Origin of the sequence: Clostridium sp. DFI.1.208, assembly GCF_024463855.1 — a bacterium.
Classification (GTDB): Bacteria; Bacillota_I; Bacilli_A; order Erysipelotrichales; family Erysipelotrichaceae; genus Clostridium_AQ.
The window spans coordinates 1-26600 of record NZ_JANGCA010000053.1 but is presented as its reverse complement, the minus strand read 5'-3'; the positions used below and the strand labels follow the sequence as shown (position 1 = coordinate 26600).

At 45.3% G+C, this 26600-nt stretch carries 19 protein-coding genes and 1 pseudogene; 7 read left to right on the top strand and 13 right to left on the bottom strand.

Features of this window, described 5'->3' with window-relative positions; translation table 11 throughout:
- Positions 1–185 precede the first annotated feature (185 nt).
- A complete protein-coding gene (locus NE665_RS19455; protein WP_117444744.1) occupies positions 186–1403 on the bottom strand; it encodes an iron-containing alcohol dehydrogenase in 1218 nt (405 codons plus the stop codon).
- A 474-nt stretch (positions 1404–1877) separates the two neighbouring features.
- Entirely contained in the window at positions 1878–3407 is a 1530-nt protein-coding gene (locus NE665_RS19450; protein WP_117444745.1) for an NAD(P)H-hydrate dehydratase, read from the bottom strand.
- A 201-nt stretch (positions 3408–3608) separates the two neighbouring features.
- Here NE665_RS19450 and coaBC point away from each other — a divergent pair, with 201 nt between their 5' ends.
- Positions 3609–4817 carry a bifunctional phosphopantothenoylcysteine decarboxylase/phosphopantothenate--cysteine ligase CoaBC gene (gene coaBC / locus NE665_RS19445; RefSeq protein ID WP_117444746.1) on the top strand — a complete coding sequence of 403 codons (1209 nt, stop codon included), beginning with the start codon at positions 3609–3611 and terminating at the stop codon, positions 4815–4817.
- Positions 4811–5590, top strand: coding sequence for a type III pantothenate kinase (locus NE665_RS19440; protein ID WP_117444747.1), 780 nt, complete (start codon positions 4811–4813; stop codon positions 5588–5590). Before coaBC ends, NE665_RS19440 begins: the two co-directional genes overlap by 7 nt.
- Before the next feature lie 255 nt (positions 5591–5845).
- On the opposite strand, the gene NE665_RS19435 is transcribed toward NE665_RS19440, so the two are convergent.
- Positions 5846–6313 carry a GNAT family N-acetyltransferase gene (locus tag NE665_RS19435; RefSeq protein WP_117444748.1) on the bottom strand — a complete coding sequence of 156 codons (468 nt, stop codon included), beginning with the start codon at positions 6311–6313 and terminating at the stop codon, positions 5846–5848.
- A 163-nt stretch (positions 6314–6476) separates the two neighbouring features.
- Here NE665_RS19435 and NE665_RS19430 point away from each other — a divergent pair, with 163 nt between their 5' ends.
- Positions 6477–8123, top strand: coding sequence for an AAA family ATPase (locus NE665_RS19430; RefSeq protein ID WP_117444749.1), 1647 nt, complete (start codon positions 6477–6479; stop codon positions 8121–8123).
- 235 nt (positions 8124–8358) lie between these two features.
- On the opposite strand, the gene NE665_RS19425 is transcribed toward NE665_RS19430, so the two are convergent.
- The 5 genes from NE665_RS19425 to NE665_RS19405 form a co-directional block, all read right to left on the bottom strand.
- Positions 8359–9519, bottom strand: coding sequence for a crosslink repair DNA glycosylase YcaQ family protein (locus NE665_RS19425; RefSeq protein WP_117444750.1), 1161 nt, complete (start codon positions 9517–9519; stop codon positions 8359–8361).
- Between the two features lie 37 nt (positions 9520–9556).
- Complete coding sequence (locus tag NE665_RS19420; RefSeq protein ID WP_117444751.1) at positions 9557–10423, bottom strand: YitT family protein; 867 nt, start codon at positions 10421–10423, stop codon at positions 9557–9559.
- A gap of 74 nt (positions 10424–10497) precedes the next feature.
- Positions 10498–11133 carry a hypothetical protein gene (locus NE665_RS19415; protein WP_117444752.1) on the bottom strand — a complete coding sequence of 212 codons (636 nt, stop codon included), beginning with the start codon at positions 11131–11133 and terminating at the stop codon, positions 10498–10500.
- On the bottom strand, positions 11102–11458 hold the full coding sequence (locus NE665_RS19410) for a hypothetical protein (protein ID WP_117444753.1): 357 nt from the start codon (positions 11456–11458) through the stop codon (positions 11102–11104). Before NE665_RS19410 ends, NE665_RS19415 begins: the two co-directional genes overlap by 32 nt.
- A complete protein-coding gene (locus NE665_RS19405; protein ID WP_117444754.1) occupies positions 11455–12108 on the bottom strand; it encodes a DUF4004 family protein in 654 nt (217 codons plus the stop codon). Before NE665_RS19405 ends, NE665_RS19410 begins: the two co-directional genes overlap by 4 nt.
- Before the next feature lie 218 nt (positions 12109–12326).
- Between NE665_RS19405 and NE665_RS19400 the strand changes: the two genes are divergently transcribed.
- The 3 genes from NE665_RS19400 to NE665_RS19390 are packed head-to-tail and all read left to right on the top strand — an operon-like array spanning position 12327 to position 17143.
- Entirely contained in the window at positions 12327–12908 is a 582-nt protein-coding gene (locus NE665_RS19400) for a TetR/AcrR family transcriptional regulator (RefSeq protein ID WP_117444755.1), read from the top strand.
- A 3-nt stretch (positions 12909–12911) separates the two neighbouring features.
- Positions 12912–15842: an acyl-CoA dehydratase activase-related protein gene (locus NE665_RS19395; RefSeq protein WP_117444756.1), complete on the top strand. Its 2931-nt coding sequence runs from the start codon at positions 12912–12914 to the stop codon at positions 15840–15842.
- Entirely contained in the window at positions 15839–17143 is a 1305-nt protein-coding gene (locus NE665_RS19390) for a 2-hydroxyacyl-CoA dehydratase (RefSeq protein ID WP_256302604.1), read from the top strand. The genes NE665_RS19395 and NE665_RS19390 overlap by 4 nt, the downstream gene beginning before the upstream one ends.
- A gap of 498 nt (positions 17144–17641) precedes the next feature.
- On the opposite strand, the gene NE665_RS19385 is transcribed toward NE665_RS19390, so the two are convergent.
- The 3 genes from NE665_RS19385 to NE665_RS19375 form a co-directional block, all read right to left on the bottom strand.
- On the bottom strand, positions 17642–18310 hold the full coding sequence (locus NE665_RS19385) for a uracil-DNA glycosylase (RefSeq protein WP_117444758.1): 669 nt from the start codon (positions 18308–18310) through the stop codon (positions 17642–17644).
- An 86-nt stretch (positions 18311–18396) separates the two neighbouring features.
- Entirely contained in the window at positions 18397–20109 is a 1713-nt protein-coding gene (locus NE665_RS19380; RefSeq protein WP_117444760.1) for an EAL domain-containing protein, read from the bottom strand.
- Positions 20110–20580: 471 nt separating this feature from the next.
- The gene (locus NE665_RS19375) at positions 20581–22497 is read right to left on the bottom strand and encodes an FUSC family protein (RefSeq protein ID WP_117444759.1); all 1917 of its coding nucleotides are present in this window, start codon (positions 22495–22497) and stop codon (positions 20581–20583) included.
- 467 nt (positions 22498–22964) lie between these two features.
- Here NE665_RS19375 and NE665_RS19370 point away from each other — a divergent pair, with 467 nt between their 5' ends.
- Positions 22965–23990 carry an Rpn family recombination-promoting nuclease/putative transposase gene (locus tag NE665_RS19370; protein WP_233104788.1) on the top strand — a complete coding sequence of 342 codons (1026 nt, stop codon included), beginning with the start codon at positions 22965–22967 and terminating at the stop codon, positions 23988–23990.
- Between the two features lie 312 nt (positions 23991–24302).
- Here the strand turns inward: NE665_RS19370 and NE665_RS19365 are convergent, their stop codons facing one another.
- Both NE665_RS19365 and NE665_RS19360 read right to left on the bottom strand, forming a co-directional pair.
- Positions 24303–26054: an ABC-F family ATP-binding cassette domain-containing protein gene (locus NE665_RS19365; protein WP_117445035.1), complete on the bottom strand. Its 1752-nt coding sequence runs from the start codon at positions 26052–26054 to the stop codon at positions 24303–24305.
- A gap of 158 nt (positions 26055–26212) precedes the next feature.
- A pseudogene (locus NE665_RS19360) lies at positions 26213–26600 on the bottom strand (hypothetical protein); the annotation flags it as partial.

Sequence of the window (26600 nt, the reverse complement as noted above, 5' to 3'; positions counted from 1 at the left end):
AAAAGAAGTGCTCATGTCCTTCCGTGACTTCTGCACTTCTTAATTCTTTACAATTTACGGGGTCTCTTTTACCCCATGTAATTCTATACCCCATAATTTGTATACCCCACCTTATTTTAGATTACCCCGTTCTTTTTACATACTGTAAAAGCACGCAGCTCTTATCTGTCTCTACTATTTAACGACTAGAAATCAACCTCTGTGTCATAATAGCAGCACTTCAGAAGCTTAACCATTTCCTCCTGGCTTGGCTGTCTTGGATTGCTTCCTGTACAGGCATCCAGAATTGCATTTGCCGCAATATCCTCGACACGTGACAGGAATACGTCTTCACTGACAAAGCCCGCTTCTGCCGGCAGACCGTCCTTTCCATACTGTGCAATGCAGTGTGGAATATGCAGGGCATCACTCATATCACGCAGATACGCAATCAGCAAATCCACCTTTTCCTCATCGCTGGAGCCGCCCAGATGCATGTAATCCGCAATCACACCATAGCGCTTTCTGGCTGTTTCATCCTTTGCATTAAATTTGATGACCTTTGGCAGATACATTGCATTCGCCGCACCATGAATGATGTGTGCGCCCTGATCTGCGAACACAGCGCCTGTTTTATGTGCCATGGAATGGACGATTCCCAGCAAGGCATTGGAGAAAGCCTGTCCTGCCAGACACTGCGCATCATGCATCGCCGCACGGGAATCCATATCCCCGTTGTAGGATTTCACCAGATGCTCCTTGATCATTTCAATCGCATGAATTGCCAGCGGATCGGTAAAGTTGCTGTTTGCTGTTGAAACATAAGCCTCTACCGCATGTGTCATTGCATCCATACCAGTGTGTGCTACCAGCTTGACCGGCATCGTTGTTACCAAATCCGGATCGACGATCGCTACATCCGGTGTAATTTCAAAATCCGCAATCGGATATTTGATACCCTTTTCATAATCTGTAATGATGGAGAATGCAGTAACCTCTGTTGCAGTTCCGGATGTAGATGAAATTGCGCAAAACTGTGCTTTTCTGCGAAGCTTCGGAATACCGAATACCTTACACATATCCTCAAACGTGATTTGCGGATATTCATATTTGATCCACATAGCTTTCGCCGCATCAATCGGTGAACCGCCACCCATGGCAACGATCCAGTCCGGTTCAAATGCAAGCATTTCATCCGCACCGCGCATAACAGTCTCTACCGAAGGGTCGGATTCGATGCCTTCAAACAAACGAACCTCCATACCGGCTTCCTTCAGATACGCAACGGCACGATCCAGAAAGCCTCCTCGTCTCATTGATCCTCCGCCAACACAAACGATCGCCTTCTTCCCCTCCAGGGTTTTCAATGCTTCCAAAGCACCTTTTCCATGATACATGTCTCTTGGCAATGTAAATCTCTGCATGTCTGTATTTCCTCCTTATAGGGCTTACAAATCCCTTTCTATAGTTACATTCTACGCCTAAATGGTAAGAAAAACAACCGCTTTGTGTATATTTTCACAAGAAATTCATTCCCAACAGACGAAAGCTACAGCCTAGCTTTTTTGCTGGGGGAATATAAGAAAAAAGGCACTGCACCACTGCACAGATACCTTCACAAATTCGATACATACACAAAAGGAAATCAAAACCTCCTTTTCCTTCTACCTAAGCGCATAAGCTCTCCTGCACGCATATGCACTTATGAATATATTATATGCTTGCTTATTCCTTACGCAAAAGAATACAGGAATACGTATACGATTTTGTTCTGCTTTCAATACCTTTCATGATACGCAAATCTGCCGCCCAATGCCTGAACGCACAGCCGTCATCGCTTTCAATCGTCAAAGCAGGTGTACTCTGTACATATCTGTGCACTGCGGGAACTTGCAGTTTTATGTTTTCAGCATCCCATACGTATCGGAAAGCGCAGCAATCAGATCACTTGGCTGAATGCTGTAGGCATCCATTGTATGCAGTAGCTCATCAGCTGCACAAGCATGAACATATACAGCAGCTGCCGCTGCCTGCAAAGCATCCTTTCCCTGCGCATACAGACCTGTCAGAATACCGCACAGCACATCCCCGCTGCCTCCCTTGGCTAGCGCATGATTGCCGGCCGTGTTCATATACATAACATCCTTGCTGCAAATAATCGTATGCTGATCCTTTAACACGAGCACGACATTCTCAAAGCTGTTCACAAACTCCATGGCACATTGCACGGGGTCTTTCACGACCTCCTTCACACTGCAGCCGCACAGATAGCTCATTTCCTTCGGGTGCGGCGTCAGGATCGTAATCGCCGGACGATGCAGCAGCTCCCGCAGCTTTCCAGCTTCATACAGCGCATCGCCATCCAGCACACACGGACGATCACTTTCCAATACCGTGCGCACCATCGCCTGTGTTACCTCGCCGCGCCCCATCCCATTACCGATGGTAATCAGGTCATACGCATCCAGATTGCGCTTCAACAGGTCAACGGAAATCATGGAGAAGCTGCCATTCATGGAGGGTGCCAATAGCAGCATGCTTTCCTCCAGCTTCATGGAAATGATATCGGAAATACAATCCGGCAAAAACAGTGTCAGTGTTCCCGTGCCACTCAGCAAGGCAGCCTTCGCCGCAAGCGTAATCGCCCCATGCATATAGGAGCTTCCTCCCACCATCATCACCTTGCCATAGCTTCCCTTGTGGGAATGGGCTTCACGCTTTGGAAGAAACCGGCGCACAATTTCCTCATCCAGCAGATGAATGCTTTGCTCGATTTTGGCTTTCACTGCCTTGGGAAGCGTAATCTTTTTAACCAGAATATCACCGCAATAGCTGCTGCCGGGATATAACAGCTGTCCCCGTTTCAGACATTCAAAGGTAATGGTCACATCGCTTTGTACAGCACAATTCATAATGCAGCCGGTATCCCCATGTACACCACTGGCGATATCAATACTGATTACGCGCTTATTCAACAGATTCAGGTATAAAATCAAAACATCATAAAAGCCTTCAATATTGCGTGAAAGTCCGGTGCCAAACAAGGCATCCACGACCACATCCGCAGCATCCAGTGCCGGCTTAATCAGCTCCATATCCTGCGTTTTCATAATCTCTATGCCATAGCTTTCCGCAATACGGGCATAGACTGCCTCATCATGGCTCATGCGATCATAAGGAACACTGCAATGGATTCTCACCTGCGTATACTCCTCCTCCACCAGCAGCCGGGCCAGCGCAAAGCCGTCCCCGCCGTTATTGCCGGGGCCGCACAGAATCATAATGCAGCTGTCTCTTGCGACATGCTCGCGGATGTAGTCCATGACCGCCATCGCCGCATGCTCCATCAAAAGGATTCCGGGAATGCCGTACTCATGAATGGCCTCTGTATCCATTTTCCGCATAGCCTCCGTATTTACTATTTCCATAATCTCCCTCCTCACGCTTTTCTTATCTATATTATAATAGCTTTTCCTTAAAAATGCATGGAAATAATCGAAACGGACGGCTATTCTACAGGAAAGTTTCATTTGTGAATTTTTTATCTTTTTTCGCCCTGAAACAGTTGTGATGCAGAGAATGTTGCGTTATAATAGTAAACGACTTATAAAGAACCTGTGAGGGATACTATGAAAAAAACAGTTGTATTAGGTGTCAGCGGTGGTATTGCGGCCTTCAAGGCAGCGCAGCTGACCAGCAATCTGATCAAGAAAGGGTATGATGTGGAGGTCATTATGACGCAGAATGCCACGGAATTCATCACCCCCTTGACATTTGAATCACTAACAAAGCACAATGTGATGGTGTCCACCTTTGAAAAGGTGGCAGATCGCAGTGTCAAACATATTTCCATCGCCCGCCGTGCGGATATCTTCGTCATCGTGCCGGCAACCGCAAATGTAATCGCCAAGATCGTGCATGGTCTTGCGGACGATATGCTGACGACGACCTTTCTTGCCGCAGATTGTCCCAAGGTGATCTGTCCGGCAATGAATACCGGAATGTATGAAAATCCGGTCACACAGAAAAATCTGGCTGCCGCAAAAGCACTCGGCTATGAGCTGGTGGAACCGGAGGTCGGATATCTTGCCTGTGGTGATACCGGCAAAGGCAAGCTTGCGGACATTGCACATATCGAGGAATGTATTCACCGTACATTGGAAACAACCGGACTTCTTAAAGGAAAGCGCGTGCTCGTTACCGCGGGACCGACTCGCGAGGCACTGGATCCGGTACGCTTTATCTCCAACCATTCCTCCGGAAAGATGGGCTATGAGATTGCCAGAGCTGCCCGTGACATGGGAGCGGACGTAACGCTGATCAGCGGACCTGTCCAGCTAAGTGCCCCGCAGGGAGTTCGTGTCGTGAACGTTGTCAGTGCACAGGATATGTTCGCGGCCGTACAAAAGGAATACGCATCCTGTGATATCATCATCAAGGCTGCAGCTGTCGGTGATTACCGTGCACAGAAAACGGAAGACAACAAAATAAAGAAACAGGGAGAGTTTCTGGAAATCACCTTTGTGAAAAATCCGGACATTCTGGCATGGCTGGGAGAGCACAGAGTATCCAATCAGATCATCTGCGGCTTTGCGATGGAAACAGAGCATCTGCTAAAGCATGCCACTGAGAAACTGAATAAGAAAAACTGTGATATGATCGTAGCCAATAACCTGCATGAACAGGGAGCCGGTTTTCAGGGAGATACGAATGTAGTTACCCTGATTCAAAAGGATCATAGCGAAACACTGGATCTGATGAGCAAATATGAGGTAGGCGTTGAGATACTGACACGTCTGGCTGCTCTCAGCAAAGAAAGAGGAGAATCCCAATGCTAGTAGTCATTGACGTAGGAAATACGAATATAACGATCGGTATCTATCACGGCGACAAGCTGATTGGAAATTATAGACTGACCACAAAAATGAAGCGGACAAGTGATGAGTACGGCTTCATGATGATGAACTTTCTGAATGCCTCCAAGGTACAGCCAGAGGATATACAGGATGTTATCGTATCCAGTGTCGTACCGAAAATCATGCATTCCTTCTTAAACGGTATCCGTAAATATATGCATAAGGAGCCGATCATTATCGGGCCGGGAATTCGTACCGGTATCTCTGTCAAGGCGGAAAATCCAAAGGCGGTCGGTGCCGATCGTATCGTGGATGCTGCCGGAGCCTATTATGAATATGGAGGTCCGTGTCTGGTTGTCGATTATGGCACAGCAACCACCTTCGATTATGTGGATGGCAACGGTAACTTTGAGTACGGCGTCATCACGCTGGGCATTGAAACCGGTGCACAGGCGATGTGGACACAGGCTGCCAAGCTTCCGGAAATCGAAATTAAAAAACCCGCAAGTATCCTGGCGAAGACAACAACAACGAGCATGCAGGCCGGTCTGGTTTACGGCTATATCGGACAAAGCGAATACATTATCAAGGAATTTAAAAAGGCGCTGGGTGTTGACATGAAGGTCATCGCAACCGGCGGCCTTGGAAAAATCATATATAAGAATACTGATGAGATAGATATCTATGATCGTAATCTGACCTTCAAGGGTCTGAAATACATTTACGAAAAGTATACATCAGAAAAAAAGAAATAGCTTCTGCAATAAAAAAGGCTCCTACACGAGTACCTGTAATATTATACATGGAGAATATGACACGATTGTATTTATCAATAGAATTTGAATTCTCCTCTTTGTAAACAACCTAACGCAAGAACATTAAAGAATACGTCTGCTCTTTTCAGGAAGAGACGATGACCATTGTGCAGCTTCCAGCTCCACAAAGTCATACGACGTATTTTTTTATTTGGATAATCTTCATATTTGCATCCATGTGATGTGTGCTATAGCCTACCTTTCTTTCAAAAGCTTCTTCATATACAGCACATCCACCATCGGATTGTCATAGTACGGCTCCGTTTCCTGAAAGCCAAAGCGTCTATATAGGCGAATGGCGCTTTGTAAGGGTTCGATCGTATCCAGCACCATGCACGAATACCCATCGTCCTTCGCAATCAAAAGAATCGTTTCCACCAGCCTCTGTCCGATCCCCTGACCCTGATAGGACGGTTTCACATACAGCCGCTTCATTTCACAGCATTCCTTACTGAGGCGATGAAACGCTACACAGCCAGCAACACAACCATCATCCGCAACAGCAGCCAGCAGTCTTCCCTCTGTTCCACTGTATTTGCGTAACAAATCACACAGCTCTTCCTCCAGCTTTTGAAAGCTTAAATCCCTGCCCAGCAGCTGTGTATATTCCCGAATCAGCTGTTCAACTTCCCGCAGACAGGTTGTTCCATCGATTATATGCATAAATTCATCTCCCCGATAGGAAATATCCTATATTCTGAAGGCATTGCTTCATAACCTTATTGTACTATCTGCACGCAGCATTATCTACCCCTTTTCAATCTTTTCAGGTTTGTATGCTGTGTTTGCATCTGTGTGGTATAATACAAATAAAGGAGCTGATGACATGAAACGATTGCCGATAGGCGTGGAAGATTTTAAAAAAATGATCGATAAAAACTTTTATTACATCGATAAAACAGATTTTATCAATGATGTCTTACATGAAGAAGTCGTTTTATATACAAGACCGCGCCGGTTCGGTAAAACACTGAATATGAGCACGCTATACTACTTCTTTTCCATTAAGCAAAAAGAAAACGCTTATCTCTTTAACGGCTTAAACATTATGAAACGGTGTGATGCTGCTCAGCATCTAAACAAATATCCCGTCATCATGATATCTTTAAAGGAAATGAAGCAAACCACCTTTGAAAAGCAATTGGAAATGTACAGTATTTTCATACGTGATATCATACGCAGAAATCAGGAATTACTGGAAAGTGAACAGATCAATGCGATTGACAAGGAACTGCTTACTGCCTATTATATGGGAACAAAAAACGAGGTAAGCCTGCAGACAGCGCTGAAATTCCTTTGTGAGTGTCTTCAGCAGCATTATCATCAAAATGTTATCCTATTGATTGATGAATACGATGTACCCTTGCAAAGTGCCTATCTGAACGGCTATTATGATCAAATGGTAGAATTTTTAAGAAATGTTTTCAGTGCTGCACTAAAAACAAATGATGTCTTGGAAAAAGGAGTATTAACAGGCTGTCTTAGGATCGCAAAAGAATCGATTTTTACAGGTCTAAACAACTTCAAGGTAAATTCTATTTTCGATGGCGATGAAAACCAGCAATTTGGGTTTCTGCAGAATGAAATTGATATATTACTTCAGAAATATGATGCTCTGGAGTATAGGAATCATATGAAGGAATGGTACGATGGTTATCAGTTTGGTGGCTGTGATGTGTATAATCCATGGAGTGTCCTGATGTATATGGATCGTTTGACCAATTCTAATAACAAATCACCTGAATCCTTCTGGGCAAATACGAGTGGTAATGATGTGATATATCGTTTTATACAGCAGGGGAATGCGGAAATGAAACAGGATTTTGATACCCTGTCCAGCGGCGGCATGATTGAAAAAACAATCAAACCGGAGCTGACATATCGGGAACTGGATGATACAGATAATCTATACAGCTTCCTGTTGTTTACCGGCTATCTGAAGGCTATAGGCAAAACGGACACAAACACCTATCAGCTTATGATTCCCAATAAAGAAATTCAGTACATCTACACGACCATTTTTAAAGAATGGTTTAAGCAGCAAATCAAAAGCTATCAGGCATCCTTTCTAGAAGCACTCCTGCAGGAGCATGTGGAAGAAGCAAATGAAATTCTGAATACCGTGTTATTTCAATCCCTGAGCTATTTTGATTATGATGAGAAATATTATCATGGATTTCTTAATGGTATGCTGCAGGGGAAGGGCAGCTATCGCATTGTTTCCAATCTGGAATCCGGATTTGGAAGATGGGATCTTGCCGTTCTACCGGCGTATTACAAGAAAAGAGGACTGCTATTTGAATTAAAGGTGGCAAAGCGTGATGAGGATGTGGAAAAGAGTGCAGAGCTGGCAATACAACAGATTAAAGAAAAGCAGTATATCGAGGGTCTGCATAGAAAGGGCTATAGCGACATTCTAGGGTATGGCATCGCCTTCTATAAAAAAACCTGTATGATTAAGAAGGTTAAATAATTTTGATAGAAAGTCAATAACAAGTACCTGTGGTAAATTAAATAAGTATGTTTGAATTCCCACATTATGAAAAGCTTCCGGTAGAATCCCAGTACCTGAAGCTTTTTTTACATATATCGAAGGTCCAAAGGAGGGGACTGTGTGCTACTGGTGCACAGCGTAGCATAACCGGCTGAAGAATCGCATGTTTTCTTCAGCTTCCAGCTAACAGCCACAGAAATGCGAAATCTGCATATCAAGGTCTGCTGATGTCAACCAGAATCTTCTGCCCTAGAAACTGTTCATATGCCTTTATCCAGATATGCAGGCTCTTCGTGTCTATGTCTGTTAACAGTCTGATATGCAGCTCATTCACCGTTTTTTGCTTCTTTGATCTCCAGATACCGCAAATCCTTCCATTCTGCATCACAACACCGGGATTTTGCACCGTTTTCCATACCATGCGCTGCAAATTGCGATCCTCCAGAAGCAAATCACGGTCCCAAAGATCAAGTAAGGGATCATGTGGCGGCAAAAGCATTACGGCTTCGACTGCCTGTTGCTTGTCATACGTATCCCTTTTCCATATCGAATATTCTCTTCCCTGATACATCACAGAAGTACGTTCATGCTCAGCTAGTTCCCATAGGCGCCTTGCCTGCGGCAGCTCCATCCCTGTCCATTTCGCAAAGCCCTTTACATCACCGGGACCGTATGCATGAAGAAACCGGCAAACCAGAGAGCGACACGCTGCATCACTGGCAGTATCCTTTTGTGAAGCTGTCAAAGGAAAGGCTGTAAACGTAGGGGAGCCCTTTTGTCTGGGTCCGAAGACGATACCTCTTTGAAAGGAAGCCGGCCGCAGCAAAAAGGAGACAATGGCTTCTCCATACAGCTGTCCTTTGGCGAATGGGGAGGCAGCTTGCCATAAAGGCTGCAGAACAGATGGTATACGGGCGTACATAGCCGCAGCCAATACCTGATCCAGCCGCTGCTTGGACACAACGGGTTCCTGCTTCAATATCTGCAGGCATTGCATCAGCTCCTCCAGCAGCACGGAAAAGGGGACTCCGATTTCTTTTTGACAATAGCGCAGCCCGTTTGTATAAATCCAGGCCTCCCCTTCCTTTGCACAGAGCGCATCCAGAAACACTGACGCATCCGAAAGCGGAAATATCCACGGTGCCCCACGCAGACTCCATGCCTGTACGATGCCCTCACCTTCATCCAGTTCCTGCTGCAGCTGCTGTACACTGCATGCGGGCAGCCGGTTAAATGCCGCACACAGCCACGTACCGGGAGGACTGTTCTGAAACCCGCATACCCCTGCCGCCGCTTGTAAAGAATCTGCGGGAATAACCAGATGCTGTGCATGGTAAAGATGGCTTCGCACCTCTTCCCTTGTGATGGTTCGCATAAGCAAGCCTCCCTTTCCATAGAGAAAAAGCGATTATTTACAACCGCTTCTCAAAATTTCCACTGATGCTCATCCCCTCATTGAAGATGACAAAAGCTCTGGGATCAATCTTATAAATGATTTTCTTCAGCTGTGTTACCTCATACTTGGAAATCACAGTGACAAGAATATGCGTATCTGTCTTCGTATACGCTCCTGCCCCCTTCCAGTAGGTGACTCCCCTGCCCATTTCCTTCATAATGCTTTCCTGTACTTCTCCCTCTTTGGTGAAGATCATCGCCGTCATATTGATATTCTGATAGTGTGTCTTGTCGACAACCAGATACATACAGGCTGTATAGATAATAGAATAAATTGCCGTCGTCACATTAAACAGAATCGCACAGACACCGAATACCAGAACATTGATGATATTGGAAAGACGTCCGACGCTGAAGTCTGAAAACTTCTTGGTAAAATATACCCCCAGAATATCCAGTCCGCCACCGCTTCCACCACTTCTCAAAGCCAGACCGATACCAAAGCCGCAAATCAGACCGCCAATCAAGCAGGCCGCAAGCACATCGTCAAGAATCGGTGTGGAGGGTATCATAACAATCGTAAAGGCCACCGTCTGCGTCAGCACACAAAGCAGCGTCTTCACAAAAAACTTTCTGGAAATGCTGCGATATGCCAGAATAAACAACGGCACATTCATTAAAAAGTTGATAATACCGGCAATATCCAGCTGACCGAAGTCCATATGGGCATATTGCGCCAGCACGGTACGGATGATCTGCGCCATACCGATGACCCCGCCGCTGTACAAATCCAGTGGAACAATGAACAGGTTCAGGCCAACGGCAAACAGAAAGCCGCCGATCACAACATACACATATTCATACATAATTTTTTGCAATTTCATACGCTCACCATCCCCTGCAATCGTAAGAATTATACCATAAAAGCCGGTAAGCGCAATCCCTACCGGCCGTTTTTCTATTTAACAATTTTTTCACAATCACCGTCGATGCTGCCGATGCGACAGGTATCGTCATAAACCAGCTTTCCATCACAGGTGATGTGATCAACACGGCAATGGCTGGACAGATGAATTTCGGTCGCACTGATGGAATGACAGGACATATTGCAGGCAATCAGCTGACTGCACTCAATATTGCGCGCCGTATTTCTCTTTTCCGGCCGAAAGCCGAACAGACCATGGAATATATGCTGACCATGACCATAGTTGATCCGGATATCATCACCGAACAGATCATTCAGAGATGCGCAGCCTTCAATACGGACCTTGTCGGCATTCACCTCTCCCTTATTGTTCAGGACACCCTCTACATAAATTTCATCGGCATACACACGGATACCATCGCTTTTCACAACACCCTCGATATCCAGTCGTCTTACACGGATATCCTTTTTACAGGTCATAACCCCCTGCACATCCATAGTGCCCCCCTTTAAATCACCGCTGCATTTGCAGGTACCCTCAATATTTAAAACCTCGAACTCCAAATCCCCATTGATCGAGCCGACTCCTTCGATATCAATACGCCCGTATTTCCCACCGGAAATGGAACCGATTCCCTCAATCGTTGTATTCATGTGATCTGTATTCATACCAGTGAACCCTCCTTGTACATAGTAAACGCAGACCGATTGCGATGCAGATTATCGCCATCCAGACAGGATACGTAAGCTTTACGTCAATCCACGCATTGGCATCTGCCAGAAAGTAGCACCCTGCCAGCGCCGTAAAGATATTATAGAAATGCAGGCCGTGATCCAGCATGCTGTAGAGTGCAGGCAGAATCAGCAGCATGGTCCACCAGCCGGGAAAGAATATGGTAAAGTCCCACCAGTCCAGCTGTGTTCCCAGATAGCCGATTCCGATAGCGACGAACACCAGTCCCCACAGAATCCGTTTTACGCGATATGTCATCATGATCTCATCTCCTCTTCATCAAATGTAAACTGAAAGGTTTCCTTGTATTTCAGCTTGATCGCATTGTTTAATTCATTCAAGTGTATGGAGCGTATGGCAACAAGGGCATCATCCAGATAAACCTCACTGTCTTCCTTTTTCAACAGTACATACAGGTGTCCCTGCGCCTGCAAAAGCTCTAAAACATAATCCGCACTGTGCATTTCACTCATCTGTTTGCTTAAAAATGAAACAGCATGTGTGCGTTCCTCCTCTGTAATTGCAGTATCAACCATCGCCTGCGACAGGGCAATCATGACAAGCACCTCCAGAAATACGAAGCTGTCCTTGCTCATGGCATCCATGAAATCCGCCGCTACTTCGATATCCAGCTCATCGAAATGCTCCAGATCCTCCTCACAGAACAGGCGGTTACTGATCTCCGGTGTCAGAATTCTGGCAAGCTCCTCCAGAGAATAGCTGTCCTTGAGCTGCTGTATGGCATGAATGCGCTTGAGAATCTTCTCCTGCGGAAAATAGGTTTCCTGACCGGTTGGACTGGAGCGCTTCACAAACCATTCCTCCGGAATCAGGCCCTCCCGTTTCCATCGATACAGCTGGCCATAGGAGATGCCAGTCGTCTTCAATAGATCCTTTTTGGATATTTCCATTGTATCACCTCTAACGTAACATTGTTTTATTACACCTATATATTAACAAAACATTGTTACATTGTAAAGAGGAAATTTTAATTTTCTATAGAAAACGGTTACACATTTCATAAGAACCGCACTTTTCTGAATTCTATCTGAAAAAAGATGCAAATCTATTGACCGGCGGTCATTATAGGTATAAACTATAAAAATGTACAAATAAAGGAAGTGTTTTTGTGGAAGAATCCGTAAGTAAACGATCACGTATTCAGGATGCTGCTGTTGCCTTGTTTCATGAACAGGGCGTGGAGGCCACCTCTGTCAATGAGATTGTCAAGCGTGCAAATGTCGCAAAAGGGACGTTCTATGTATATTATAAAGATAAGAAGGAACTGATTTCTCAGATTCTTACCAAGCAGCACGGCTGTCTGATGAACGATATCCTCAATCACTCCTACGAGGCTGCTCTTTCCAACAGCACCTGCTGGAAGCGCACCTTTATCGACGAGCTGATCACCTATTATATTCAGCATCCGAAGCTGCTTCGTACGGTCCAGAAAAACATTGCTTCTATATTGGATACAAAGGAACATCGGGATATGGTATTTGCCCATATCGAACGCATGCCGGATTTTCTGAAGCTGCTGAAGCGGGAAACGGAAACAGAAAAGAAAGCACTCAATCGTTTTCTGATGATGATGGAAATCATCGGATTTGTCTGTTACAACGCTATTTTCTTCGAGCAGCCGGATTCCATTGAGGAAATCCTGCCTGAACTGCGGGAAACGATGTTCAAAATGCTTGAGAGAAAGGAGTAACCTATGACATATAAACTGGGAATAGATGTAGGTTCCACAACCCTGAAGGCCGTGGTTCTCAACGATCAGGATGAGATCGTGTACAAGAGCTATGAGCGCCACAAATCCAAGGTACGGGAAATGAGTGTTTCCAAGCTGCAGGAATTGCGGGAGCTGTTACAGGGACAAAGAATCGCACTTGCCATCACCGGCAGTGCGGGTCTGGGAATCGCGGATGATGCAGGTTTTCCTTTCGTACAGGAGGTATTTGCTACTGCACAGGCTGTGCGCAAATATTATCCGGCAAGCGATGTCGTCATTGAGCTTGGCGGAGAGGATGCCAAAATCATCTTTTTACAGGGAACGCTGGAGGAGCGTATGAATTCCACCTGTGCCGGAGGTACCGGAGCGTTTATCGATCAGATGGCAACCCTGCTGGATGTCGATCTGGAAACGATGGATCAGCTGTCCCTGCAGCATACCACGCTGTATCCGATTGCATCACGCTGCGGTGTATTCGCAAAAAGCGATGTACAGCCGCTGATCAATCAGGGCTGTGAAAAATCAAACCTTGCGGCCAGTATCTTTCAGGCGGTCGTCGATCAGAGTATCGCCGGACTGGCTCAGGGAAGAAATATTGAAGGAAATGTATTGTTTCTGGGAGGCCCCCTGCATTTTCTAAAGGGGTTGCAGGAGCGCTTTAAGGAAACACTGAAGCTGCGTGATCAGGAAGCGAATTTTCCAGAGCTTGCCCCATATTTCGTGGCACTTGGAAGCGCCGTATATGCGGCAAATGAGACTGTGGATTTCTCTTATGAGGAGCTGCTGGAAAAAATGGAGGCAATGGCCTGTAAAAAGGTGCAGACAGCTGGTCTTCCCCCATTGTTTGAAAGCGATGAGGATTATGAGGAATTCAAGAAGCGCCATACCAGTGCCAGTGTAGAGCGCAGTGATATCCACACCTACAGGGGCAATGCCTATCTGGGCATCGATGCCGGCAGTACGACAACCAAGCTGGTGCTGATCGATGAACAATGCCGTATTCTATATGAAAGCTATGCCGGGAATATGGGAAATCCCGTAGATGTCGTGCAGAAGGAGCTCGCAAAGCTCTATGCCCTGATGGAGGATCGCATTCACATCATACACAGTGCGGTAACGGGCTATGGGGAGGAGCTGATGAAGCATGCCTTCCATCTGGATATCGGTGTTGTGGAGACGATTGCCCATTACCATGCCGCCCACTACTTCAACCCGCAGGTAGATTTCATCATCGATATCGGCGGACAGGATATGAAATGCTTCCGGATTCGTGATAATACGATCGATGATATTCTGTTGAATGAAGCCTGCTCCAGTGGCTGCGGAAGCTTTATTGAAACCTTCGCAAAAAGCATGGGCTATGACATTCAGGAATTCGCCCGCATGGGGCTGGCCGGCAAGCATCCGGTGGATCTTGGAACGCGCTGTACGGTCTTTATGAATTCCAGTGTCAAGCAGGCACAGAAAAACGGAGCCAGCATGGAGGATATCTCTGCCGGCTTATGTATGAGTGTTGTAAAAAATGCATTGTATAAGGTTATACGTGCCAAGAGTCCGGACGATATCGGAAAGCAGATCGTTGTACAGGGAGGAACCTTTCTGAATGATACGGTGCTGCGAAGCTTTGAGCTGGAGCTTGGAAGAAACGTCATTCGCCCAAGCATTTCCCATCTGATGGGGGCATATGGTGCCGCATTGATTGCGAAGGAGAAAAAAGCCACTGCCTCCTCTCTTCTGAAAAAGGAAGAGGTTGACAGCTTTACCCACAGCTCCAAGGCCTTTCATTGTGCACTGTGCACCAATCACTGCAATCTGACCGTAAATACCTTTGCGGATGGGGCAAAGCATATCGCCGGCAACAAGTGTGAGCGACCGGTGAGCGGAAAGGTCAACAAGGAAAAGCTGCCGAATCTGTATGATTATAAATATGAGGAGCTGCTGAAGCTGAAGGGGGTTCCCGGTATTCGGGGAAAAATCGGTATCCCGCTCGTTTTGAATCTGTATGACAACCTGCCCTTCTGGCATTCCTTCTTTACGAATCTGGGCTATGAGGTCGTCTTGAGCGATCGTTCCAGCAAGGCCCTGTATTCCCTTGGACAGCACACGATCCCAAGCGATACGATCTGTTATCCTGCCAAGCTGGTACACGGTCATATTCAGTCGCTCATCGATAAGGGACTGCAGACAATTTTCTATCCATGCATGACCTACAACGTCAATGAGGACATGGGAGACAATCACTTCAACTGCCCGGTCGTAGCCTATTATCCTGAGGTTGTGGAAGGAAATATGAATCTGGAACATGTAAAATTCCTGTACCCCTACGTATATCTGGAGGATAAGCGTATCTTTGATCAAAGGATGTTTGAATACTTTAAAGCCCAACAGATGGATATTCCCTTCAAGGATGTACAGGCTGCCAGCAACCATGCCTATTTCGCCTATCAGCAGTTCAAGGACCGTGTGCAGGAGGAAGGGCGCAATGCCATAGCGTTCGCTCGACGCAATCACCGGGATGTCATTGTGCTAGCCGGACGTCCATACCATGTAGACCCGCAGATCAATCATGGCATTCACAGACTGTTAAACAATTTGGGATTTGTCGTTATCAGTGAGGACAGTATCGCGAAGCAGTCCGTGCTGCCAAGCGTTCACGTTTTAAACCAGTGGACCTTCCACTCCCGCATGTACAATGCCGCACAATATGTGGCGCAGCAGGAGCATATGGAAATGATACAGCTGGTAAGCTTCGGATGTGGAATCGATGCGATTACCGCAGATGAGGTAAAGGATATTCTTCGCCGCAACGGCAAGCTGTATACACAGATTAAAATCGATGAAGTTGACAACCTCGGCGCGGTGAAGATTCGCTGCCGTTCGCTGCTGGCTGCCATGGAAGAAAGGGAGGGATGAGCATGTCACATGTAGAATTCACAAAGGAAATGAAGAAAACACATACGATTCTTGTACCGATGATGCTGCCGATTCATTTCCAGTTTCTGCGCAATATTCTGTGCAAGGAAGGATATCATGTGGAAATCCTGAAAACAGAGGGACAGCAGATCATTGATGAAGGCTTAAAGAATGTGCACAATGATACCTGTTACCCTGCCCTGCTGGTAATCGGTCAGATGATCGATGCATTAAAAAGCGGAAAGTATGATACTGAACATATCGCACTGGCGATTACACAGACAGGAGGCGGATGCCGTGCTTCCAATTACATCCATCTTCTGCGTAAGGCGCTGGTTCAGGCCGGCTTTGCGCATGTTCCGGTTATTTCCGTCAATTTTTCTCAGCTGGAAAAAAACAGCGGCTTCAAGCTAACTCCTAAGATGCTGCTGAGATTATTATATGCATTTTTATACGGAGATATGCTGATGTGGATCAAAAATCAGTGCAAGCCGTATGAATTAGAAAAGGGCAGTACGGATGCGCTGGTAACCACCTGGATCGATACGATCACCGCGCAGTTTGACTCCCTGTCCTATATGCGGATGAAGCATAACTATCAGGAAATACTGCATGATTTCGCTGCCTTGCCAAGAAGTCAGAAGCCGAAAATTCAGGTGGGAATCGTCGGTGAAATCTATATGAAGTATGCCCCGTTAGGCAATAACGAGCTGGAGGACTTCCTAATTCGTGAGGGCTGTGAGCCCGTTGTCAGCGGTGTTCTTGACTTTGGTCTTTACTGCCTTGAAAATTCGCTGATCGATCACGCGTACTACGGCCGCAATAAAAAGAGCTATCGCTTCATTCAGATGGCGGATAAGCTGATTCAAAATATGCAGAAGAAAGCTATTACCGCAATCCAGAAGCAGGGAACCTTCCGTGCCCCGGATACCTTTCAGGAGGTTATCGAAAACAGTGAAGGAATCATCAACCGCGGGACCAAGATGGGTGAGGGCTGGCTTTTGACCAGTGAAATGGTTACACTGATCAAAAGTGGTGTGCATAACATCGTTTGCTGTCAGCCGTTTGGCTGTCTTCCCAATCATATCGTTGCCAAAGGTATGACCAGAAAAATTAAGGATAAATATCCGATGGCGAATATTGTTGCGGTGGATTATGATCCAAGTGCGACAAAGGTCAATCAGGAAAACCGATTAAAGCTGATGCTGAGCAATGCGCGTTTAAGTGAACGCTTTGCAAAGGAAGATGGCGAGGCTCTTGCCAGTGAGCGCCAGCGCAAGCTTGCCAGCTCCCGTTCATAAGCAATACCACTATCCTGTGTTTGAGAAAAATCAAATACAGGATTTTTTTATTTCTACAGTAAGGCTGGGCTTGTGCGTGAGAATGTAGCATTCATGCTTTAAGCTGAAACTGCTTGTAGACAGCGTAACACCGCTATAACGTAATGAAAATGCTCTTGAGGATACTGGATTTCCAAATGATACATATCACTGCTGCGGACAAGAAAAGGAACAAGCTGAAGGCTTCTGATTATCAAAAACGCCCCTTCCTTGCTCTATGATAGCATGCCTAGAACCATACACCCTATTTGAAATACACCCCGGCTGATATTTCAAATACCACAGACAATGCTGAAAACAGAGGAACCACAGCAGAAACCATCCTGTCACAGCCGTACCACCTCCCGATCAGCTTCCTTTGTGCTTGTAAAAAAACAGGCTGGCCTATGCAGCCAACCCGTATTCATACGTTGTATTCATTCATCTATCAATAGTGGCATGATCAGGTTTAAGGAGGAATCAGTCAATCTGCCAATCGATCGGCTGTTGTCCGTGCTCTTGCAAAAAGGCATTTGCCTTTGAAAAATGACGGCATCCGAAAAAGCCATAATCAGCACTGAAGGGGCTTGGATGCGGACAGCTGAGAATCAGATGCGCCGGATTTGTAATGATTGCACTCTTTTCCTTTGCATTTCTTCCCCACAGAAAAAATACGATAGGCTGCTCACGGTCATTCAGCTTGCGTATGATCTCATCGGTAAGAATTTCCCAGCCCTTCCCTTTATGGGAATTCGCCTGCCCTCTGCGTACCGTCAGCACGGTATTGAGCAGCAGCACACCCTGCTTTGTCCACTTTGTCAGCTCCCCGTGCTGCGGAATCCTGCAGCCTACATCATCGTGCAGCTCCTGATAGATATTCACAAGGGAAGGCGGTGGATTCACCCCTTTTTTCACCGAGAAGCAAAGACCATGTGCCTGCCCGGGTCCATGATAAGGATCCTGTCCCAGAATCACAGCCTTTACATCCTTATATGCTGTATAACGCAAGGCATTGAATATATCATACATATCCGGATATATCGTTTGTGTTTTATATTCTCTTGCCAGAAAAACACGCAGCCTTTGATAATACTCTTTCTGAAATTCATCCTTTAACAGCTCGTCCCAGTCATTTCCAATTTGTACCATATTATCACCTATCTGTATTCTACCGCATTCTACGGTAAAAGAAAACCGTTTCTGCTAGGAAAACAAGACAGGAAACGGATTTTGTGTTATGCGAGATATTTCGCAGCGAATTCATCGGCTGATATTGCGCGACTGACCAGAAACCCCTGTCCGATATCACAGCGCAGCATCTTCAGGTCAACAAATTGTTCCATTGTTTCAATTCCCTCGCATATGACCTGCATACCGATACTGTGCGCCATTTCAATAATCTTCCAGAATATCGTCATTTGCCGGCGATCCGTGTTGATGCCATTCAGCATCCCTTTATCAAGCTTTAGTATATCCGCATCCACCTGACTCAGCATACCGATTCCGGCATATCCGGTACCGAAATCATCAATAGCTATCTGAAAGCCTGCCTCATGAATATTTTTCATAAAGACCTGAAGGTCATTTGCACAATCTGTAAACGCCGATTCCGTCAGCTCAAAAACAATCATTTCATGCGGTATTGCATAGGAGTCCACGATATTACAGAAATTCTGAAGATAGTGCTCTTCCTTTATATGCAGACGGGATTGATTGACGGAGACCGGTAAAAGCTGTTTTCCGGCGTCCATCCACTGCCGCATGAGCTTACAAAGCTTATGCAAAACATAGAAATCGAAGCTTGATATCATTCCATGCTTTTCAAAAAGCGGGATAAATTCATCCGGCGGGACACAGCTGCCATCCTCCAGGAACCAGCGGGACAGTGCTTCACCGGATATGATTTTTTCATCACTGAGCTGAAATTGCGGCTGTATGTAGAGCTGAAAGGTATCCTCCTGCATTGCTTTTACTGCCTCTTCCAGCAATTCACTGCTGCGGTTTTTCTGATACAGCATCCAATCCTCAAAATAGAGGAAATCGCTGATTCGGCTATTACGCTCCACATACTGCATCGCCAGTACCGCCTTGTCCAGCATGGATTTGATGCTTTCCCCACACGCATCCTTAATCAGGTACACGCCTCCGATATATTGGATAGGATGCTTTAAACAGGCGGCAATGCTCGCATCCAGCAGCTTCTCCCGGATGCGGTGCAGACGATTATGAAAGGCATCACTGTCTGTAAAGTGAAGAAGTACCGCAAACGTATCCTTTTCTATGCGTGCACAAAGCTCATCCTCCTGACAAAAGAATTTCAGATTGCGGGCAATGCATTTCAGCACATCATCCCCGAACGCATAGCCGTGAATCTGATTGATAAAGCGAAAGTCACTGATACCGAATTTAAAAAGCGCAAATTGCTGATCGGTATGCTGCAGGATTTCCTGTGCCGCTTCCACAAAGCCCTCCAGATTGAAAATCTGTGTCAGGGTATCCTGCTTATGTATAGGAAGCATCGCTGATGTCCGGCTGTCAGCACCTGCATCCCTTTGTACAGCTTCCGCAGCATAAGAGTAATGCATGTGGCAAATTTTCCAGCCCTTTGTCTCCTTTTCCCAAACAAGTGTAAGCTGGAAAGGCTGTGAGGTATTTTGTGCCTGTGAATACTGTATACAGGAATACAACGCAACAGCAGCTCCCTGCTTCTGATATATGATTTCACACTGGCTGTTTTGAAGCTTTACACAGGCAGAAGGACTGTTACAGACATCCTGCAGCACACGCCGCACCTCCTGCACACAATGTATGCTTCCTGCTTCGTGTGTTCCAATCAGGGAAATATCCTCACAGAGATATTCATTAAGTTTTCTACAATCATGTTCCTCAAAGAAAAGACGGACAAGATCACTGCTCAGCTGTTGCAGCTGCCCCTGTTTTTGTGACATATACATATCATCCCTTCATCCCGCTGCTGATTCTATTTATGTTATCTTTTTGATATAACCCCGTAAACAAAAACCAGACATATACCGTCTGGCGGCATATGTCCGATAATCCCTTTGCTTATTTATAATAAATGTAACCTTTTTACACTCTTATTGTAATCTATTTTTGCTTATATTTCAATATCTTGTAACATTTATTATCACGTGGGTATCACAGCTTTTCACAGCATAAGTATTGCACATGTACCAATACTATATGAAAATACAGGAGACTGTATACACCTTGTAGCCTGAAGCGTTGATGAATCGCAATCACAGAGATCAATGAAAGGTGATCAAAAGCAGGAGCCTGACAAACGCATAAAAAGCAGAAAATCAAATTGTACTACATAAAACGCGCTATGCAGACACTAGCTGCCTGTCGATCCTGAGCTGCTTAGAAGAAAAGTAGAGAAGTCTTACCCTCTTCTCTCAAAGCTGGTTGGATAAGCAGATACTGCTGATATCTGAAACATGCCGATAATAGCGCTGCATGAGCTGATGCAGCTCGTCCTCATACATTCCTGTAAGAAAGTCCGCATTCCTCTTTTGCACAGCCTTTCCCACCTCACATCGTTGAATCATCACATCGCAGATGCGAAGAAATGTCTGTACGGTTTGCTCCTGCTCCGTTGATAAAGCAGCATGCTGTACGGCGAAAATCAGCTGTTCCATCTCCACACTCATATGCCAGAATGCAGAAAGCAGATGACGATAGAGCGCAATATTCTCCTTGCTGCCCTGCAAATACTCCAGAATCTGGTCATACACCATATGAAAGCTCGTCAAGGCATCCATAATAATACCGTAATCCAGCGGGGCATGCAGACTCGCCTGCAGGATGCGCAGGTAGGAATGCTGCAGATGAAACATCCGCTTCATATTCGCATGAAACAGACCGCTGCGGCTTGTAGGGAAAAAGAAGCGGTTAATCACCAGTACAAGAATAATAGCAGCGGCTACATAAATAAGACGCATCTCTATGGCAATCGTTTCCTGCATGGCAAGCGATGTCAGCGTGATCGCAAAGCAGGTGGAGAACATCGCCTGCATCCAGGTGCCGGGTGTTGCACAATACATCAATGATACCACTATACTTGCAAATAAGAAGTGGCCTTCTATGCCGGGAATATGTGGAAGCACCAGATAAATAATCGTACAGCCGAGGATCGTTCCGATAAATCTCGTTTTCAGACGATAGGCGCTTTCCTCATACATCGGCTGCAGCAGCAGAAATGCGTTCAGCACCAGCCAGTAGGAGTGATCCAGCTGAAAGAGACGGGCAAACAAAAAACCAAGGAGCAAAACAAGAGAAAGACGGCTTGCGAATCGAAATTCAAAGCTGTCCATGCGCAGGCGGTTACGAAGTCTGTGCTCTTCGGGCAGCTTCCATTCCCGATGAACTGCTTCTTTTTTATTCTCTTGCAAATCCTTGAGAATCTGTAGAAAGAGCTGCAGAAAATTATGCAGAAACAGGGAAACCGCATCCTGCTTTTTCCGGCAGGCGCTAAACAGCAGCTGCCCTTCCTTTTGCAGTGCCGTATTATCGGTGCAGTTGAAAGTATCCGCATGCTTTAGAAACTGCACGAATCTTTGCAGCAGCACCTGCTGCTGTTCACTGCACACATGAACTTGATCAATATTTTCCAGGAAATAACTGCTTCGCTGCAGCAGTAATGCAAACAGATAGCGCAGTCTTCCCTCCTTTGTCGCAATATAGGTGAAGCCACGGCTCTGATAAGCCTGTTTATAGAGCATTCTCTGAATATTCGCCAGCTCTTCCCACTGCATCAAAGCCGCGTTCTGGTTAAGACAGGCATCCAACTGCTGCCGCAATAGCGCTATCCCTTTCCGAGCCAACGCATAGTCATCCTGCCTGCGATGCCCGTAGGAGGATATCAGCAAGCAGCATACCGCAAAGCCAAGCGAGCCTGCCATGACCAGCAGATAAGTCATAAAATCAGTATAGGGGATAGGGCGAAGCTGCAGAAAGACAAAGCCCATAGCACTTGCCATGTATCCCTTTTGGTTGAACTGTGAGGATTGCAGAAAAACAAGAAGAAAGGGCACGGTGATATTCAATAGCACACAGGCTACCAGAGAATGAGAAGCTAAAAACGCCAATACACTCAATGCCATCTGCACTAGAAACATGATCAGTAATCTGCGCGGTGTCTGCTTTCTCTTCCTTCGTATTTTATACAGCAGGGTTATGAAGGATACAACAATCACATACTGAACACCAAATAAAACTAATATCGCATAAAACAAGAACAAAAAGAAAAGAATGTCCGGCAGGGCATCCAGGAATTTTCTCTTCGCTGTCCGGTATAACACATCCGATTTCAAAGATAAACCACTTCCTTTGGGATTTAATTATAACATAATCGCGGGTCCTCGTAAAATCTGACCGTTTTTTTCAATCAGAGCTGACTGCAATGCAAATAGCGTTTCTTAACGCTTTCACCAACATTACTATTCATATTATTTGCTCAATACGCATCAAGGTGTATCCCTTACGAATTACAGGACTGAAATTCCTTTTCATCCTTCGTTTTCTGGCAGGAAAAGAACGGACTAATCAGCTATCTATGCATAAAAAACTATTGTAAATTCATAGTCCATAAAAGAAAGATACTGGATTGCAATCTGGTAAAAGAGCAGAAGAGATGTTCTTCCGTAGACAATAATGCCGGTTGAAAACAAAAAAATGTTAAATATATAAAGAAATTTATCTAATTTTTAGGAGTTTTGCCGTTTCTTTACGTATGTAGTAGTGTAAAGCATAAGACTGCATACGAAAGGAAGTGAATACTATGCTTACAAACGATGTATTAGGAAACAAAGATATGAAAATAGAGGAGGTGGAAGAACGACTTAACTATGACAACGATATTTTCTTTAAGTTCGCTCTTGGAACAGAAGATGAAGATGCGGCTTTTATCCGTAACACCATTATTGAACGAGTGACAGGGATTCATCCTAAAGAAAGCACCGTATTAAACCCCAATCTGGATCCTGTTATTCTCAAAAAGAAAAAAATGGTGTTGGACATCCGTGTGAAGGACAGTGAAGGTAGAGAATATGGAATCGAAATGCAGACTACCTATTCAAAGAAATCAGAATTGAAGCGCTTTGAACTGTATGGTGCCAGAATGCTATCGAATCAGCTTGATAACGGAGAAAAGTATTATGAGCTTCTTCCTGTTTATCAAATCATCTTTCTCGATTCCTACGCCGAACATACCAGGAAATTGATTGATGCCTATCAGATGAGAAATGAGGAAGGCGAAGTAGAAAGTAAGCGAAGCTTGATGAGGAGAATTTACATCTATCTGCCAGAAATAAATGCAATCGTCAAGCGTAAAGGTTTTGAGAAACTGAATGACTTTGAACAATTATGCTACCTGTTTAAAAATAATGATGAAGATGGTATACTAAAAACAGAGGAAAGGCTGGTGAAGAAGGTTATGGAAAAGTACAGGAAATTTCATGATGCGGAAGACCTCTGGTCGATAGCAATGGCAACGCAGATACAGGAACAGCGCGAAAAAAATGCTATTTTGGATAGCTTTGAAGATGGTGTTGAAGAAGGAATCAAGCAAGGACTTGAACAGGGAATCAAACAGGGGGTTGAACAGGGAATAAAGCAGGGAATTGAACAGGGACAAAAAGAAGGTGAGCGATTGCTGTTAAATCGACTAATGGAAAGTAAATATCATGAAGACTGCTCAATATGGCTATGCTCTTTGACAATGGAACAGCTCGACCTTGTTTCCAGTCTGTTATTTACCTGTGATACCTTACAGGAACTGAAGAATCAGCTTGCAGTCAACAAATAATACATACAAAGCAACAAACAAACTGTTTTTGTTTATGAAAACAGTTTTTTCATAGCAGCTGTATACGAAATATCACCTCAAAACAGGCCGATTTTATCAAAGTGTAAAGCTAATATTCATGAAAAGAGAGTTGGTCGTCAAGAAACGTGTGTAAATTTTTTATTCAATGAAAAGAAGCTACAGGAAATAAGCCTGTAGCTTCCCTTTTTTCTTAGACGTGTATAATGAAAAAAGTGCATCAATATTACGTAAACAAAAAAAGCCGGCAGATACTACCGGTCTTACACATCACTGCTTTATCGACTTGGTTTTTCACTTCCCTCTTGCCTGATCGATCTTTTGCTTTTTATCCTCCAGAAGCATCCAGCGTTCCATCTTCTCTTCCATTTTCGCTTCCAGCGCATCTCGCTGATCTGCCAGCTCCTGTAGTTTCTTAAAGTCATCACCTGCAGTATTCATTTCCGTATTCAGTTGATCCAGCTGTTCCTGAAGTACCGCAATATCCTCCTCCATATGCTCCAGCTCCTGCTTTTCCTTACTGCTCATACGCGGGAGCTGCTGTATACGCTCCACCTTTTTCTTTTCCCGTTTCTCTTTAGCTGCCGTTCCCAACTCCATATAGGCACTGTAGCCGCCGATAAACTGCTGTATACCACCGTTGCTGAATACAAACATTTTATCACAAATACGATCCAGGAAATAACGGTCATGAGAAACAACGATCACAGCCCCGTTGAAATTATCCAGATAGTCCTCAAGAATCTGCAATGTCTGGATATCCAAATCATTGGTCGGCTCATCCAGGAACAGGATATTCGGTGCCTGCATCAGAATTTTTAACAGATACAGCCGACGGCGCTCTCCACCGGATAGTCTACCGATGGGTGTATGCTGCATTCTGGAGTCAAACAGAAATCGCTCCAGCATCTGGGATGCACTATAGGTTCCCTCCAATGTTCGGATTTCATTTCCACTGTCACGAATATATTCAATCACCTTCTGTGACATATCCATTTCCTCACAGCCCTGACGAAAATATGCAAGCTTCACCGTTTCACCAAACACAACGCTGCCATGATCCGGTTCCATATCCTTAGCCAGTATATGAAGCAACGTACTCTTTCCGCAGCCATTTGGTCCAAGGATTCCGATTCGATCATTTCTCGTCAGCGTATAGCTCAGATTCTGAAAGAGTACATGATTTCCGTAAGCTTTTGAAATATCATTGATTTCAATCGTTTTTTTGCCGAGCCGTGATGTCATAGTATCCAGTACGACCTGTCCCTGTTCTTTTACAGACTCCATGTCATTCAGCTTGTGAAACCGTTCCATGCGTTCTCTGCTTTTCGTTCCTCTTGCCTGCACGCCGGCACGCATCCATGCCAGCTCCTTACGAAGAATGTTCTGACGTTTCTTCTCCTGTGCGGCCTGTATGCTTTCACGCTCTGCCTTTTCCTGCAGATAGGTAGAGTAATTTGCATGATAGGTATAGATACTGCCGCGGTCAATTTCCATCATGGAATTGCATACACGCTCAAGAAAATAACGATCATGCGTTACCATGATCAATGCATGGGCATAGCGAATCAGATAGGTTTCCAGCCATTCGATCATTTCATTATCCAGATGATTGGTCGGCTCATCCAGAATCAGCAGATCGCAGGGCTTCAGCAATGCTCTTGCAAGAGCAACCCGCTTTCTCTGTCCTCCGCTTAGATGTGAAATGTTCAAAGAGCTGTCTGAAACCCCCAGCTTTCCAAGTATTGATTTTGCTTCAAATTCCTGTATTTCCTTATCCATCGACAGAATCTGATGAAGAATGGTATCGTCTTCATCAAAGACAGGATCCTGTGGCAGATAGGATACGCGCAGTCCGCTTTTCTTGGTAATTGTTCCTTCTTCATAGGTTTCCAGACCTGCTAAAATACGCAGCAGGGTTGTTTTCCCTGTTCCGTTTACTCCAATCAATGCAATTTTATCACGGTCCTCGATTGCAAAGCTTACATCGTTGACAATTTCTTTTATATTCTGGCGCTTGCTCAGATGCTCTACTGATATCAGCATATTCTCACCACTTTCCTGCCTTATTTTATCACATCCATCAAAAATAAAAAAGGCGAAGTACCTATCGTATGCAATTTGTTTTATCGTCAAAAAACCATATCCGCTGCCATATAAAAACAGGAAGCAAACAGCACCTGCTCATTTCCTGTCGTATGTATCTAGCAATCTGCGTCCTGCAGCACCTTCACATATTTATAGAAGGTCGCCTTTTTCAGTGAGGTCCTTCTGCGGTAGGTCTCCAGCGGGATATGGTTCTTCTGACAGTATTCCACCTGTTCCTTGAAGTCCTCCGGAAGACTCGCACGCGGTCTTCCATAGCTCCCCGCTCCCTCTTTCTTCTTCTCCAGTGCCTTCACGATCCCCTTATACTGCGCCTTCTTCAGCTCCTCCCGCTTCTTTCGTTCCTCTCGCTTCATCAGATACAGGATGTCCAGATATACATCCGGGGATATCCGCGCATCCTTCACCTGTAGACGGATATCCTTTTCCCCACAGTAGCGCAGCTTCTCCTCCAGATCCTGCTCATCCCTGCAGAACGCACTCAGC